Origin of the sequence: Aminobacter sp. LjRoot7 (assembly GCF_964252895.1) — a bacterium.
Lineage (GTDB): Bacteria > Pseudomonadota > Alphaproteobacteria > Rhizobiales > Rhizobiaceae > Aminobacter > Aminobacter aminovorans_B.
The window spans coordinates 157,763-174,423 of sequence record NZ_CAXUPX020000009.1; the positions used below are offsets into that span (position 1 = coordinate 157,763).

The window sequence follows — 16,661 nt, forward strand, 5'->3', positions numbered from 1 at the left end:
CTTTGCCTCCTCAGGTCGGCGAAGGGAAGATGCCCTGAAGGGCGATACAGAAGCTAAGCGTCAGGAACGGCTGCATGTTGAGATGCGCCTGGCTGCCGCCGATATTGCTGATGCTGCCGGCTTTCAAGGCCACCAAACTCTGCGCGCTCGCCGAGTAGGTGTTGCCAGGATCCTTGGCAAACACCGTGCCGCTGGTGTTCTGCGGCCGTGGATTGACGGCGTCACCAGGCGAACTGGAGCCACTGAGAACATGGGTGTGTGTGGGTATTTCGGAGATCGACAGCGTATGAGCCGGCTCGCCACCACGTTCACCCAGCGTATGGTTAGAGCCGACATGGACCGGCAGGCGGCCGCGATAATCCGGCAGGGCGAAATTCACCCGGCCGTCGCCGCCGAACGTTGTGCCTAGCAGCGAAAACAAGCCCTGGTTTTGATTGATAGGAAGAAGTTGTCCATTGCACAGCGCCCATCCCCTGGGCGCAAATCCAAAGGACATGATGCGAATTTCCGATAGAAATGGTTCCGCCATGATCGCCCCTCAACCCATTACAACCTAGAATCAAGAATTAGAACTGTCTACTAAAACAAATCACCTATCAACTTATGAAGTAATATTTCAGTTCAATTTACGAAACTCTTCACGCGCGCTCCTGGAGCGGTTGCGCAGGATGGACACCGCTCAAGGCAGCGGCGGTGGAGCCGCCCCGTAGGTGATCGTCCCTCCGATGCTGAGATCCGCCAGGGTGAGCCCGTTCACCGTAGCGAGATCGGCCGCGCTGAGCTGAACCAGATTGAACGTTCCGCCTGCCAGCTGACGAAGCCTAATCTCGGTGCCATCGCCGACGTTGCCTGCGACATTGGCAAAAGAGTTGCCATGAATGGTCGCGTTCATGATGCCCGGGGCTGTGGTGTTGTTCTGCTGGATGATGATGCCGCGGCTGTTGTCGACATCGGAAATAATGTTGTTCCGGACCGTGACGTTCTGGGTGCGGGTAAACGCCTGGGCAGCTATGCCCTGGTTGACATTGATTGCCGCAAAATTGGCGAGTTCGCGGATGGTGTTGTTTTCGATCAGCACAGTCACCGCATTTGCAGTTGTGGCGCTGCCCTCGTTCTGGACACGGATACCAAAGCCGAGATCGGCACCCGATCCTGTGACACCCGCCGTGCCGATGATGTTGTTGCGGAACGTTCCCGTGACTGTTCCCGTGCTCGACGCCGCGACGAAAAGATTGAGGCCATGTGCACGATTGCCGGTGGCGGTGACGCCATTGATGTCGAAGTCGAGATTGCCGCCATTTGCCGACGACACCGTCACGGCGACGTTGTTGTTGGTGAACGTGCCGCCATTGACGTTGGCCGTCATCAACCCACCGGTGCCCGAATGGTCGATATGCAGGCCCGTTGCCGTATCCGGCGCGGCGCCGGTGTAGCTGCCGCCACTCGCATTCAGCGTCATGTTGGCCGTGCCCAGGCCCAGGAAATTGACGAGATTGCCATGGGCTCCGCCGACCGGGCCGTTGCTGCTGATCGTGTTGTTGGTCAACCGGAAATCGCTGAGCGTGCCAGCAGTGTTGGTGATCTGGATTTCGAACTCGTGGTTGTTGCTGATCACCGAGTCGATGATTCCAGTCTCGTTCGCACCACCAAATGGGGTACCGGTCAGTTCGTAGATGTTGATGCCGGATTCGTCGGTCGACGCGTCGTTGCCATTGCCGCTGATATTAAACCGCTCGATCAAAAGCCCGTTGATCGTGGAACCACCGATGCCGCTGCCAAGGTTGTTGGTGATGTTCATCCGGGCGAGCCGCGCCTGCGCGGTGTTGTTCAGGCTGATGCCGTCCCCGGTCGAATTCTGGATGGTACCGCCCGAGCCGTTGTTGCTGCTGCTGCCGTCGCCGGTCACCGTCAGGCCGCCAAGAGCACCGGTGGTGTTGAGCACGATACCGTTGGCGGCACCATTGGACGAAATGCTGCGGAAGGTCATGTCGTTTGCGCCGATTGTCGTGCTGGTGACGGTGAGCGCCGTGCCGGTCGTCGAAACGATCGTGTTGTTCGAGCCCTGGACGCTGACCGTGCCGCCGCCCGTCGCGCTGAAACCGGCGCCTGACGTGGTGGAGATGGCCAACCCGCCACCGGTGAAATTGATGTTGGTGCCGGTGTTGCTGGCGAGGCTGACTGCCGTGTTTGCGCCCGTCGTCAGGGTCTTGGTCGAGCCCGAGAAATTGATCGCGCCGCCGCTGTTGCTACTGACCGAGATGCCATTGGCCACACCGCCCGTCGCGCTGAGGTTACCGGACAGGGTCAGCGTGCCGCCGGTGCGACTGGCGATGCTGACCACATTGCCGGCCGTCGTCTTGGCGATGGTGCCGGCATAATTGACGTTGGCCGATCCGCCGCTGACCAGGAACGCCGCGCCGGACGCGCCGGACAGTGCGCCCGACCCCAGGTTGACCGTGCCGGTGACGCTGGTCAGGGCGACATTGTTGGTCCCGCCGGTCGAGTTGACCGAGGTGAAGGTGGCGGTGGCGGCAACGCCGTTGAGCAGGAGCGCCTGCGCCGAGGTGGCATTGATCGTGCCGGTGGTGACGTTGACCGTGCCGCCATTGCTGACCGAGAAGCCGGTCGTGCCGCTGCTGACGATGTCCAGATTGGCGAAGCTGATTGTCGAGGCCTGACCGTTGTTGTTGATGGAAACGGCAGTTCCGGTCATGGCGGTCGTCGTGCCGAGATCGACAGTGCCGGTGAAGCTGACCGAGCTCGCCGCTGTCGCCCCCGAAACGCTGATGCCGCTGGCCGCGCCGTTGGCCACGACCGAGCCGGAGAAGCTGAAGCTGCCGCCGGTGCGGTTGGCAATCGTGACCGCGGTGCCCGAGGTGTTGGCGATCGAGCTCGCGGCGTCGAAGCTGATCGCCGCGTTGCCGCCGGTAACAGCAATCGCGTTGGCGCCGCCGATGTCGACATTGGTACCGGTGATCGTGCCGGCCGGGCCGGACGCGCCGCCGAAGGAGATGCCGCCGCCAACGGCTCCGATAATCGAGATGTTGCTCAGCGTCGTCGTGCCGCTGGCATTGCGGATGTCGAAGGCGATGCCGGTCGCGCCGGCGCTGGTGACGTTGCTGATGGTGGTGTTGGACGCATTCAGGATCGCGTCGGAGCCATTGCCCGAGAAGATGACGTTGTCGATCGTCGTGCTGGCGGACGGCGTGATTTCGATGCCGGCGGTCAGGAAGTTCCTGATCGTCATATTGGTGACTGACGTCCCGGAAGCACCTCCACCATTGTCCTTGATGCCGCGCGCCGCACCCGCCGGGCTGCCGTCGAGGATGAAACCGTCGATGATGTTGCCGCTGGCGCCAAGCGTGATGACATTGCTGCCGGCGCTGCTGGTCAGCGTCGCACCACCGCTGCCGATCGCTGCGATGGAGATCGAGTTGCTGGCGAGCTGGATGGTGCTGGGCACGGTCATCGCAAGGTTGATCGCGCCATTGCCGAAGCCGCGCACCTGCGTGCCGGCGGCCAGATTGAGCGTGTTGTCGGTGTTGGTGCCGGCTGCCGTGATGACGTTGCCGTTGTTGATCAGCACGATGATGTCGTTGACGGTCGCGAGCGCCTCGGCTGCAGCCAGCGTCATCGGATTGGCACCGTCGGTGCCCGAACCATTGCCGCCGCCGGTGGCGCCGTCGCTGTCGACGAAATAGACCTTGCCGATGCCGAAGCCAAGTCCGGGGCTGGCCTGGAAATTGACGTCCTGGAAATTGTAGCTGCCGGCCACCGGCGCGCTGCTGGCGTCGATCGCGATAGTGGCAGAGATCGTCGACAGTTGGTCGGTGGCCGACTCGCCGTCACCATAGGTGAAGGCGAGGTTGGTCGTGCTGCTGAGGTAGATTCCGGTGTTGACGCCAACGATGCTCGAGCTGCTGCCGCCCGCAACCGGAACACCCAGGCGAACGGTCTGGCCGCCGGTGGCGCCGCGAAGATCGACGCCGATCGACGTGCCGGCAGCCGCCGAATTGGTGACGTCGAAATCATTGGCCGTGACAGCGGCATTGATTGTCGCGCCAGCGAGGTCGAAGGCAACGGCCGAACTGCTGTTAAGGCCGATGTCGAGATCGTTGAAGGACAGGACGGCACCCAGCGTGCCGGAAACATCGACGCCGCGCGACGTGATGCCCTGCAAGTTGATAGCTCCAAGCGCGATAGTGCCGCCGCCGCTGGCCCCAACGTCGGTCAGAGAAATGCCGGTGGCAGCGCCGTTTGTCGAAACGGTCGCGAAATTCAAGCCTGCGGCCCCGACGGACACACCATTGAGGCTCAGCGCCGTACCGGTCGTCGTCACGATCGTATTGGTATTGCCGCCGGTACCGACGCTGACAACACCGCCGCCGCTGGCGTTGAAGCCGGTGCCGCTGGTGGTAGTGATCGCCAGGCCGCCATTGCTGAAATTGACCGTTGCGCCAGTGTTGTTGGTCAAGTTCACCGCTGTCGCTGCGCCGGAACTCAGGGTCTTCGTCGCGCCCGAGAAGTCGATGGTGCCGCCGGTATTGGCGTTCACGACGATGCCGGCCGCGTTCAGATTGCCCGACAGCGTGACAGTGCCCGAGGTAACGCCCTGGACATTGGCGGCGAGGCCAGTTGTAGAGGTGACCGCCGCATTGATGTCCACGGCGACGGCACCGACGCCGCCGGTGATGGCGACGCCCGTGCCGGATCCGGTGTTAACAGTGTTGCCGGCGCCGGAGACGGTGACACTGGCTGTACCGCCGGTGCCGTTGATGCTGATGCCGGTGCCCGTCGTCGTGTCGATCTCGAGGCCGCCATTGATGAAGCTGACCGATGTCGGCGAGAACACGCGCACTGCATTGGTGGTGCCCGTGTTGAGGGTCTTCTGCGTGCCGGAGAAGACGACGCTGCCGCCAGTGCCGCCATTGACCTCGACACCACGAAGCGCCTGGGTGATGTTGCCCGACAGGGTGACGGTGCCGCCGGAGCGGCCAGTGATCGACGCACCGAGGCCGACACTGGAGATGGAAGCGGCGCTACCGATCGTGCCGTTGCCGCCAACCGCCAGGAACGCGGTGCCCGCCACGGTCGTAGTGGTCAGGCTACTCGACGCATGCTGGATCGAGAAGGCAAGGTTGCCGGTCGTATCGTTGAGATCGACGGCATTCATGCCGGTGGTGACGTTCAGTGGACCGGTGAAGTCGACGGTCAGGCTTGCGCCCGTGTTCCTGATGTAGACGCCGTTGTCGTCGTTGCCGCCGGTGATGGTGGTCGTGCCGGCGAATGTGTAGGTGCCGGTCGTGCCGCCGCCGATGCTGATGCCGAACGCGGTTCCGACCGTAGCTGCATCCGGCGACAGGTTGACGGTTCCGGCGAAACGGACGGCGCCGGAGCCGGCATTGATGTCGATGCCACCGCCGCTGAGATAGCCGCTGGCGCTGACATTGTTGAACTCGGCCGCGCCGGCAGCGCCGTTGCTGAAGTTGGCGCCGTTGACGACCAGCCCGCGCCCGTTCGTCGTGGCGATGCTCCTGGTCGCAGCACCCGACAACACGACATTGCCGTAGGCGGCATTGAAGCCGACCCCGCCATTGTTCTGGATGTCGAGGCCGCCGGCGAAGGTCAGCGTGTCGGTACTGCCGGCGGTGCGCTGCCACTTGACGCCACCCTGGCTGGCATTGGTGATGCCGACAGCGCCGGCGAACGTCACCGAAACGCCATTGGCGACGTTGTCGAGCTGGATAGCGTTGACCGTGGTGTTGGCAATGGTGACCGGGCCGTTGAACTGGATCGTCGGCGAGGCAATCAAGTTGAGCAGCTTGATGCCGTTCTGGCCGCCGGTCACATTGATGGTGCCGAACTGCGCCGAGCCGCCGGCGCCATTGGTCAGCGCGACATTCGAGACATCGAGCGCCGGACCATTGACGTTGAACGTGTTGCTGGCGCTGGCGAAGAACAGCTCGCCGCCAGTGGCTGCCGCCCTGTTGGCGGAGATGCCGCCGACGCCGTTCGTGCCGGTGAAGCTGGTCGCACTGGAGAAGCCGATCTTGTTGGTGCTGTTGACCAGGAGATACGCACCGTTGAAGAAGCTGCCGGCCGTTCCGCTGCCCGCGACGTCGATCGTCGCGGCGCCGAAGTCCAGGATGCTTCCAGAGCCGTCGATGGGGTTGGCATAGATGCCGAGCGCGACATTGCCGAGGAAGATGACGTTCGATGCCTGCTGGACGGCAATGTTCGTCGTGTCGAACTTCAGGTTGCCGGAGATCGTGTCGTCCAGGAGGAGTCCGAAGCCGCCGACGCGGTTAGCCGCGGTGCCCGCGATGAAGGCGCCGCCGTCGACCTGGTCGATGCCGGCGGTCGCCGCGTTGGCGTCGAAGACCACGCCCCCAAGAATGAAGCCGCCGACTTCGCCATTGTTGCCAAGCAGCGTGATATCGGAGAAGGCGCTGACCTTCAGCACGCCCGCGCCCACGGAGCCATCAACCGCGCCAATGTTGCCGCCGGTTGCCGACAGGATCAGGTCCGACAGCGCGATCTCGCCATTGGCCACACCGTCTGTCAGCGACAGCGCTCCACCGCCGCCGCCCGATATAGTGGCGCGGCTGAGGATCAGCTTGGTGATATCGGCACCCTGGATGCCGATGCCGGATGCAAAGGTGTTGGCGATGATGACGTTGTCGATGCTGGCCTTGCCGGCGAAGCTGATCGTGTTGCCATTGGCGGTGGACAGCGTCGGCAGCACGGTGTCGATGCCAGCAGGCGCGTCGATGATCGTCGACGAGCTGATGCCGCTGAAGGAGAACGCATTGCCCAGGCCGCCGCCGACCGCGCCGAGTGGTGCGGTGTCAATGGATTCGCCTGCCTTGAGCCCGATCAGCACCTGGCCGTTGGCGAGGTTGAAGGTGTTGTTGCCCAACCCGACCTGCTGCGCCTGCATCATGTCGATGAAGTCGCTGGTGCCGTTTACCGACGTGTCGATGAAGACGATGACGTCGGCGCCGGACGCTTCTGCGCCCTCGATGGAACCCGGATTTGCCGCGGTGCCGTTGCCGGTACCATTCTGGTCGACATAATAGACCGTCGGCCCTTGCGCCTCCGAGATATCGCCGACAAAGCCGCCATTGGCCCCATCGACGTCCTTGAAATTGTAGGTTCCAGCAACGGGGAAGGCGCCGGTCGAGGCCATGATGTCGACGGCCTTGACGGTCGACGGCTTGTCGACCGTTCCCTCGCCATCGCCATAGATGAAGTTGACGGCCGTCGTGCTGGTGAACTGGAAGCCGACGGCCGGGCCGTTTCCGCTGCCGCCGATGGTGGCAGCCGTGGTGTTGCCGGGTGCGCCCGCGTCGCCGAGCTGGATCGAGCCGGTACCGGTGGTGCTGGACAGATCCACCGCGGTCGTGCCGAGGGAGCTGTCGCTGGTCAGGTCGAAGTCGGTGGCGGTGAAGGTGCCGTTCATCACCGCATTGGCGAAGCTGATGCCGGTCGCGCCATTGCCGGTCATCGCGATGCCGAGGCTGGCGAAGGACACCGTACCCGCATTGGTTCCGGAAACGCTGACGCCGGTCTGGCCGAGATTGACATTGGTCACACTGGTGGCGCCGAAGGCAACGGTGCCGGTGTTGTTTGCAAGTCCGATGCCGGTCGCGGCGTCGCTGACGGTGACGGCGCCGAAAGTCGCATTACCGGCGACATTGGTCACCGACAGACCGGTTCCGGTCGTGTTGGTGATCGACAGGGGCGCGGTGGCGTTGAAGGTCGCGCCGGCGCCGAGCCCGGCAATTGTCACGGTTCCGCCACTGCTCGCAGTCAGCTCCGAACCACTGAAGCTGATCGTGCCGCCAGTGGGCACCGTCGTCGTGCCGACGGCCAGAAGATTGCCGAAGCTGGTCGAGGTGACGGGGCTGGTGAAAGCAACCGAACCGCCTGTGATGCCGTCGATCTTGACGGCATTGCCGCCCAGGACGGCCGAGCTCGAGATCGTGGCACTGACGGTGATTGCGGCACTGCCGCCCGAAACCACGACACCATCGCCAGAGCCGCCGTTGGTGATCGTGCCTCCGATCGAGATCGTGCCGGTGTTGTTGGTCAGGCTGACGTCGGCGCCTGCGACATTTGACGTGACCAGGTTGGTGACGTTGATGGTGGCGGCACTGCCCTGGACGGCGAAGCCCGGGCCGGTGCCGCCGACGGTTGCGAGGGTTGTCGTGCCGCCAAAGGTGTAGGTGCCGCTCTGGACATTTGTCAGCCGGATGGCGTCGCCATCGGCGCGGCTGATGTTGACGGCACCAAAGGTGACATTGCCGCCGCTAGTGTTCTCGATGAGGATACCCGTCGGAACAAAGCCACCAGAACCATCGACGGTCACGCTGGCGAAATTGATGCCCGCAGCGCCGATCGTCAGGCCGCTGGCGCCGCCAAGCTGGATGCCACGCTCGGTCGCACCCGCGCCGGTGCCGATGGTGTTGCCGGCCGCCGTGACCGACACCGTGCCGCCATTGATGGCCCTGAAACCGAAACCGCCGTCGGTGGTAAGGTCAAGCACGCCAGCGAAATTGATCGTGCCGCCGGCATTGTTGGTGAGGTCGATGGCATTGGCTATGCCGGTGCTGGCGGTGATCGCACCACCGAAAGTTGCGCTGCCGCCAGTCATCGCATTGATGCGGACAGCCGTGGCCGCGCTGGTCTGGTTGATGGTGCCGTTGTAGGTCAGGTTGGGCGTGGCGGTGTCGATGTTGAACGCAATTCCCGACGTGTTGGCGATCGAACTCGCCGCATCGAAGTTCAACGTGCCGGTGGAGCCGCCGGCGATGTTGATGCCCGTGGCCGCGCCGATGATGTTGAAATCGGCGAATGTGGCACTGCCACTGTAGTTGCTGAACGACAGAGCCGTGCCCGTGACGCCGCCGACTGTGCTCGTGCCGGTGAAAGTGACCGTTGCAGCGCTGTTCGCCAGCAGGATGCCGGTCTGCGCGGACTGGATGACTAGGTTGTTGATGCCGATCGCACCGGCCGCGCTAGTCAGGTCGATACCCGTGACAGCGCTGGCGATTGTCACACCGGCAACGTTGAGGCCCGAAATGCTGGTCCCGTCGATGGCCGCTCCCGAGCCGCCATTGCTGACAGTCAGGTTCTGGATGAGGTTGCCATTGGCGAGGTTGATGGCGCTGCCGGCGGCATTGTTGAGCGTCGCCCCGCCATGGGAGAACGGATCCGCCTGGGTCGCACCGGTGACGACATTGGCGCCGGTGACATTGGCGGGCGGCGCGCCCAGATCGACTGACGCGCCATTGGCGAAGGACACCACCGACTGGCCGTTGGAAAGCGTGAAGCCGTCCGTGTCGGTGTCGATGACATCGACGGCCGACGACTTGACGAGGACGAAGATCGTGTTGGCGTCGGTGGTCAGATCATCAGCCGCGGCAGCATTGATCAGGTTGCCAACACTCGAACCGTCGCCGGCGCCCGTGTTGCCGGATCCGACGAAGATGAGATTGGCCGTGTCGAACAGCTGCGGCCCGACCAGTGCTGTGGCGCCGAAGGCATAGGTGCCGCTGCCGGCCAGAAGACCGCGCATGTCGAGCGAGGCGACAGATCCGGTGATCGAGCCGCCGCCGAACGAGAAGGTGGTGTTCGCGCTCGAGGGCAGCGTGCCGTTGGCGCCCATCTGGACGCCGGTACCGACACCCGAAATGACGCCGCTGCCGATCGTCACCGAGCCGCCAGTCGTGCCGGAGAGGTCGATGCCGGTCGAGGTGCCGCCGGTTCCGGTGATGTCCAGCGTCGTCGCCGTGAAGGTCGAGCTGCTGCCCGAAAGGTCGAGCCCCCTGCCAGTAAGGGACAGGTTGGTGATGTCGATGTTCTGGAAGCTTATCGTGCCGTTGACGCCTTGGACGTCGATGCCATTGGCACCGGGCTGGCTGATCGCCACATCGCCGAAGCTGATCGAGCCCGAATTGCCATCAAGCAACATGCCGGTGCCGGCGTTGCTGATCGTGACTGCGGCAAAGCCGACCGTTGCCGAGCTGCCACTGATTACGATGCCGTTGAAGGCGGTGTTGGATATTGTCGTCGTACCGGAAACGGTAAAGTCGCCGGAAACCCCGGCGAGGCTAATTCCGGTCGAGCCGCCGGTCTGGCTCAGGCTGGCCAGGGTGACGTCTAGCCCGATGCCGCTCGCCAAAAAGCCCGTCAAGCCATTGCCGGAAATCGTTCCGTTGGCGATCGAAAGTTCACCGGCCGATGTTCCCGAAGCACTAACGCCGTTGCCGCCATTGCCGGTCACATTGAGCGTGTCGAAGCTGTAGGAACCGGTGCCGCTGCTGATCGCCAGGCCGCTGCCACCGTTGTCGGTGAGTGCGGTCGTCCCCGTAAAAGCGTAGGTACCACCGCCCACGATGGCGAGGCCGGTGCCGCCATTGTTGGACGACGTCAGGTTACTGCCAGAAACGCTGTTGGTCCCAGCAAAGAGCACGCCGTTGAGGTCGGCACCCGAAACAGTCAGACCCGTCAGCGTGACATTGCTGACGCCACTGCCGAAGACGCCGCTGCCGCCGCCGTCATTGGACAGGTTGAAGTTGAGCAGCGACGTGTTGTCGGCAAGGATGACGGTTTCGCCGATGCCGGTGTTGGTCAGCGTCGCGGCGCCGCCGGCGTCTGATATCGTCGTGCTGTGCTGGACATTCGTGCCGGTCACGTTGATCGGCACGCCGCCGAGCGAAAACTGTCGGCCGTTGCCGAACGACGCCAGCGTCTGGCCCGCACTGAGCGAGAAACCGTCGGTGTCGTCGATGTCGGTGCCGCGGTTGACCAGCACGAAGATCGCGGTGCCATCGGTGTTGGCGTCGGCGGTGGCGATCGAGGCGAGATCCAGCAGCGACGAACCCGTTCCCGATCCGGTGGCCGACGCGCCGACAAAGATCAGGTTCTGGGCGTCGAAGAGCTGCGGGCCAACAAGGGACGTGGATCCGAAGGCGTAGGTTCCGAGCGTCTGGTTCAGGCCGCGTGCGTCGAGCGACGCCGTGACGCCCGAGATCGAACCGCCGCCGAATGTGAACTGGGCATTTGCCGAATTGACCAGCGAGCCGGAGATGCCGAGGCGGACGCCGGTGCCTACATTGGCAATCACGCCGCCATTGCTAATGACGATCGTCGAGCCGCCGACGGTCTGGGCGAGATCGATGCCGATCGAGCCGGCGCCGGTTCCGGTGATGTTGACCGACTGGGCGGTGAAGTTCGTCCTGCTGCCGGAGAAGTCGAGGCCAGTGCCAACTCCCAAGCCTGAAATGACGATGTTGCCGGCGACGACAGTGGCGTTGACGCCGGCAAACGAAATGCCGTCGCCGCCCGGATTGGTGATGTTGATGTCGCCGAAGCGGATCGACGCCGGCGAATTGACGATGTCGATCGCCGGGCCCGAGGTGTTCGAGATTGTGGTCTGGCCGGTGACGGTGAAGCTGCCGGCGAGGTTGTCGAGCACCACACCCGACGTGCCGCCACTGTGACTGATCGAATTCAACGTCACGTTGGCCGTGATCGGATCGATGAAGACGGCGATGCCGCCATTGCCCGAAACGGTACCGCCCGTGGTGGCGAAGCTGCCCGAAACAGAGGTGCCGGCGACGTAGATGCCGGCATCCGTATTGTCTTGCGCGTTCAGAATGGCGAAGGTGTAGGTACCCTGGCCGGCAATATCCAGGCCGTCGTCGCCATTGTCCTGCAGCAGGGTCGTGCCGGTGAAGTTGTAGGTGCCATTGCCGACGATGTGCAGGCCGTCGAGGCCGTTGCCGGTCGAGGTGAAATTGGAGCCCTTGATGCCGGTCGAAGTGCCGGTGAAGCTGGCGCCATGGCCGCCAGCGCCGCTGACGGTCACGCTGGTCAGCGTGGCACCGTTGACGTTGTTGCCGAAGATGCCGTCGGCACCGCCTGTAATCGTGATGCCCCTCAGCGTGTTGCCGTTGCCGAGCGTAATGACGTTGTTGGCCGGATTGGTGCCCGCGATGGTGCCGTTGCTGCCGCCGAGATTGTAGCTGCCGGTGCCGCCGCCAAACAGCTGGGCCGTCACGCTCTCTCCGCCGCCGATGACGGTCTGGCCATTGGCCAATGTCACGCCCGCCGTCAGCAGGTTGCCGCTGCCGCCGAGTGCCACGACGAAGCCGTTGGCACCCGCATTGGTGACCGCGTCGTCCAGGGTCGTTGGGTCGCCCAACGTGCCGAGACCGAGTGTGTTGGCGCCATCGGCGAAGAAGAACTTGCCGAACGCCGTGCCGGTCACGGCATTGATCGCCACCCGCGTCGACGAGCTGACGAGCTTTTCATTGCCCTCGATGCGGACACCGATGTCGCCGCGCACGCGCTCGTTGACCCGCTTGCGCAAGCCTTCGCTGACGGCATAGACCGGTTCCGGGCCTTCGGCGTCGCCCTGGGCCTCGCCACCCCGATTGAACGGGATCGTCAGCCGAACACTGCCGGCGAACTGGGTGTCGTCGCGGTTGTCGTTGCGCACCTCACCAGCGAAGGCAAGGGACGAGCCGCTGCCAAAGACATCGCCGATCTGATATTCAAAGCCGGCCTTGCCACCGGTGATGCTGTCGTCATCGCCGTCGGGGTCGCCAAAATGGTAGGCGCCGATGGAGAGCCGCAGCGCATGGTTCTCGGGCAGCGCGACCGGCACCTGTGCGCCAATCTCGCCCTCAATGCCCCAGGCGGCGTAATTGCGCCGGTCGATGACCGATATCTGCTCGAGCAGCTGGTTGCCGACCATAGACAGGCTGGAGTTGGTCGACTGTTCGGCCCGGTCTCCGCTGATCGGCAGGAAGACGTTCACATGCGCGTCGAAATTCGTCGTGATCGCTTCGAGGCCCAGCGTGGCGCCGGTGAACTGATGCCCGTCCTGTCTCTGGGTGTTGATGTAGGCATAGCCGCCCAACATCAGGTCCGGATTGACGATCCGGCGTATGCCGATGCCAAAATCCTGGCCAAAGCCGTCCTCGAAGTCGTGCTTGGCCCTGACATCGAGGAACAGTACCGATTCGGCCGTCTGCTTGAGCGGAACGAAACCTTCCAGAGCAGCAGTGGCGCCATCATTGTTGGCGCCGACGATGGCGCGCACCTGCGACTGCCACAGCCCGCCTTCCTCGGCAAAGGCCGCCATGCCCGAGAGTGCAAAGGCGATCGTCGACAGGGCCGATGTCCGTAAAAGACTTCTGGCACGACGCGTCAGTCTATACTCGGCCGAAACTTGCGGGCCGCTCACCGGAGCGGCTACCACATCGGTATGCATTGCGTTGTTGGGCAGCAAACGCGAGTGCATTAAAGATCCAGTCCAAGGGGGGCGTTCTTGATTTTGCTGATAGGTCTACCAATGCGTGCGCCTTGCAAGAGGATTTTCCGCCACTATTGCGTGTATTAGCATAAAAAGAAGTTTTGTTGCAGTAGAGCAACAGAACCCGCGCTTTTTTCAGCCTAAGTTCATCCAAGTCGAACCAGTTTATCCCCAGCCAAGGCAAGCAAAATGAGCCCCAATTCCGTGCGAACGACAACGCCCGTCCGAGCTGTCAACATCGGCGCTGCTGTGCTTGCGCTGTTGTTTGCCGGCAGCGCATTCGCGCAGGAAGCCAAGCCCGCCGAGGCCAAGCCGGTCGAAGCAAATCCATGGGCAGTCAACTGCGCCAGCGGTGCGACAATCAACGAACTACAATGCCAGGTGTCGCAGAATCTGACCGAGTCAAAGACAGGTCAGCGTGTGTTGACGGTCACTATTCGCAAGGAAAACGCCAAGGGCGGGCTCGCCATGCTGCTTGCGCTGCCGCATGGACTGTTCCTGCCGTCCGGCGCGTCCTACCAGATCGACCAGGGCGAGAAGGTGACCGTCGCGATCCAGACGAGCGACCAGAACGGAGCCTATGCCGCGGCACCACTGACGCCGGAACTGATCACGGCGATGAAGGCCGGCACAAACCTGAACGTCGGCATGGAATCGGTCACGCGCAAGGCGGTGGCGATCCCGGTTTCGCTGGCGGGCTTCACCGCCGCGATCGACAAGCTGCAGGCCATCAAGTAGGCGCAGGCGGGGGCAGGGCGGTTGGTCTCGCCCTGTCTTTCAACCAGACCTATGATCAGTCCTGGTCGTCGTTTGTTGGCGTGTGGTCGCGGCGGCCGGCCATGATCTCGCGCTTGCCGACATGGTTGGGCGCGCCGACAAGGCCTTCCTTTTCCATGCGCTCGACCAGCGACGCGGCACGGTTGTAGCCGATGCCGAGACGGCGCTGGATGTAGGAGGTCGAGCACTTCTTGTCGCGCTGCACCACCTTCACCGCTTCGTCATAGATCGAGTCGCCATCCTCGGCAGCGACGGCACCCTTGTCGAAGACCGGCGTGTCCTCGGCTTCCGGCACCTCATCGTCTTCGTCGGCGGTGACGGTCTCGAGATATTCGGGACGCCCCTGTGCCTTGAGATGGGTGACGACATGTTCGACCTCGGCATCCGAGACGAACGGGCCGTGGACACGGGAGATGCGGCCACCACCGGCCATGTGGAGCATGTCGCCCTGGCCGAGCAGCTGTTCGGCGCCCTGTTCGCCAAGGATAGTGCGGCTGTCGATCTTCGATGTCACCTGGAACGAGATGCGGGTCGGGAAATTGGCCTTGATCGTGCCGGTGATGACGTCGACCGAAGGACGCTGCGTCGCCATGATCAGGTGGATGCCGGCGGCGCGGGCCATCTGGGCAAGCCGCTGGATTGCGCCTTCGATCTCCTTGCCGGCGACCATCATCAGGTCGGCCATCTCGTCGACGATGACGACGATGTAGGGCATCGGCGCGAGGTCGATCTCCTGCTCCTCGAACAAGGGCACGCCGGTGCCTTTCTCGAAGCCGGTCTGCACCTGCATCACCACCGTCTCGCCCTTGTCGCGGGCAATCGCGGCGCGCTCGTTGTAGCCGTCGATGTTGCGCACGCCGAGCCGAGCCATCTTGCGATAGCGGTCCTCCATCTCGCGCACCGCCCACTTGAGCGCAGTGACCGCCTTCTTCGGGTCGGTGACCACAGGCGTCAGAAGATGCGGGATGCCGTCATAGATGGAGAGTTCGAGCATCTTCGGATCGACCATGATCAGGCGGCACTCTTCCGGCTTCAGCCGGTAGAGCAACGACAGGATCATGGTGTTGATGGCGACCGATTTGCCCGAACCGGTGGTGCCGGCGACCAGCAGGTGAGGCATCTTGGCGAGCTCGGCGATGACCGGCTCGCCGCCGATCGTCTTGCCAAGGCAGAGCGCCAACTTGCACGCCGTGTTGCGGAAGCCGTCCGACTCGATCAGCTCGCGGAAATAGACCGTCTCGCGCGTCTCATTCGGCAGCTCGATGCCAATGACGTTGCGGCCAGGGATAACGGCGACACGCGCTGATATCGCCGACATCGAACGGGCGATGTCGTCGGCAAGGCCGATAACTCGCGAGGACTTCACGCCCGGCGCCGGCTCGAACTCGTAGAGCGTCACCACCGGGCCCGGGCGAACATGGATGATCTCGCCGCGGACGCCGAAGTCCTCAAGCACGCTTTCCAGCAGGTCGGCGTTCTGCTCCAGCCGCTCCTGCGACATGTAGAACCCCTGGCCTGCAGGGGGCAGCTGCAACAGCTCCTCGGAGGGCAGTTCATAGGCATCGCCAGTAGTTGCCGGCACGATCCTGCCCATCAGGGGCAAGGGCGACACCGCACGCGCCGGGGCCAACGGCTCCGTGACGCCACTGTTGACTGGCTCTGGCGCCGTTGCGACGACCGGAGCGGGCTCAGCGCGCTCGGCAGTCGCGGGCGCTTCGAGGGTCGCCTGGTTGGAGTTGGCGGGCGCTGCCGGCGCTGTCATGACCTGGTGGGGCGGAATGCACTCGATGACACGGAACAGCGCTGTGAGTTCCGCTGCCGGAATCTCGGGCTGCCTGGTGACGATCGGCGCCGGCGCAACCCGGGCGGCCGGTACGGGCGCCGGACGGGTGGCAACGACCGGGACGGTCGGCGAAGGACCGTCCGACGTGTTTGGCGCCATCAGCTCGAAAAATGCATGGTCGGAAAGATAGGACCACCTAGCCTTCTTCGGCTGGGCTGCGGCGGCCACACCGGTATCTGCAGGCTTGGCTGCCGACTGTGGCGGCGAGGCGGCCGGCTGCACGACTGCTGCGGCTTGCCGCGCGGGCGAGTGTGCCTGAACCGCCTGTGCTGCGGTCCTGCTGGCGATCTGCGCCTGCAAGGCTTCCACGACCTGGGCCCCTGTCGTCACGGTTGCCGGCCTGGCCGGAGCAGGAGCGGCAACAGGCACGGCAGCTACCGCGCGCTCGCTTGCCTGCGGCTGAACTGCCGCGACATTCGCCTGGGCTTCATTATGGGCGGCCTCCGCCGCCTCGTATGCCTGGCGCTTGGCGGCGTCGTAGTCGGGCGTGCGGGTGAAGCGCACATTGGGCGCCAGGTAGAAATAGTCCTGCCAGCCGGGGCCATCGGCCGGCGAGGGCACATGCGTCCTGTCACCCTTGTTTTCAGGGCGATCTGGGCGGTCATCGTGCGAGGCTTGGTTCGAAAAATTCACTCGAGGCAAACGCGTGCTTCCCATACTCAAGACTCGCTGATGAAACGTCCCCCGAGCAATAGGAAGCGAGTGGTTAACAGT

Annotated in this window: 4 protein-coding genes; 1 reads left to right on the plus strand and 3 read right to left on the minus strand. The window is 63.7% G+C overall.

The window, feature by feature from the left end; genetic code table 11:
- Positions 1–10: 10 nt before the first annotated feature.
- On the minus strand, positions 11–529 hold the full coding sequence (locus ACSQ3E_RS23185) for a phage tail protein (protein WP_310324385.1): 519 nt from the start codon (positions 527–529) through the stop codon (positions 11–13).
- 150 nt (positions 530–679) lie between these two features.
- Positions 680–13,156 (minus strand): hypothetical protein, encoded by a 12,477-nt coding sequence (locus ACSQ3E_RS23190; RefSeq protein WP_436124466.1) that lies wholly within the window; start codon positions 13,154–13,156, stop codon positions 680–682.
- A 360-nt stretch (positions 13,157–13,516) separates the two neighbouring features.
- On the opposite strand from ACSQ3E_RS23190, the gene ACSQ3E_RS23195 reads away from it, so the two are divergent.
- Positions 13,517–14,065, plus strand: a complete 549-nt coding sequence (locus ACSQ3E_RS23195) for an invasion associated locus B family protein (protein WP_436124467.1) — start codon at positions 13,517–13,519, stop codon at positions 14,063–14,065.
- A 55-nt stretch (positions 14,066–14,120) separates the two neighbouring features.
- Here ACSQ3E_RS23195 and ACSQ3E_RS23200 read toward each other — a convergent pair whose 3' ends face one another.
- Positions 14,121–16,604 (minus strand): DNA translocase FtsK, encoded by a 2,484-nt coding sequence (locus ACSQ3E_RS23200; RefSeq protein ID WP_436124468.1) that lies wholly within the window; start codon positions 16,602–16,604, stop codon positions 14,121–14,123.
- Positions 16,605–16,661 lie beyond the last annotated feature (57 nt).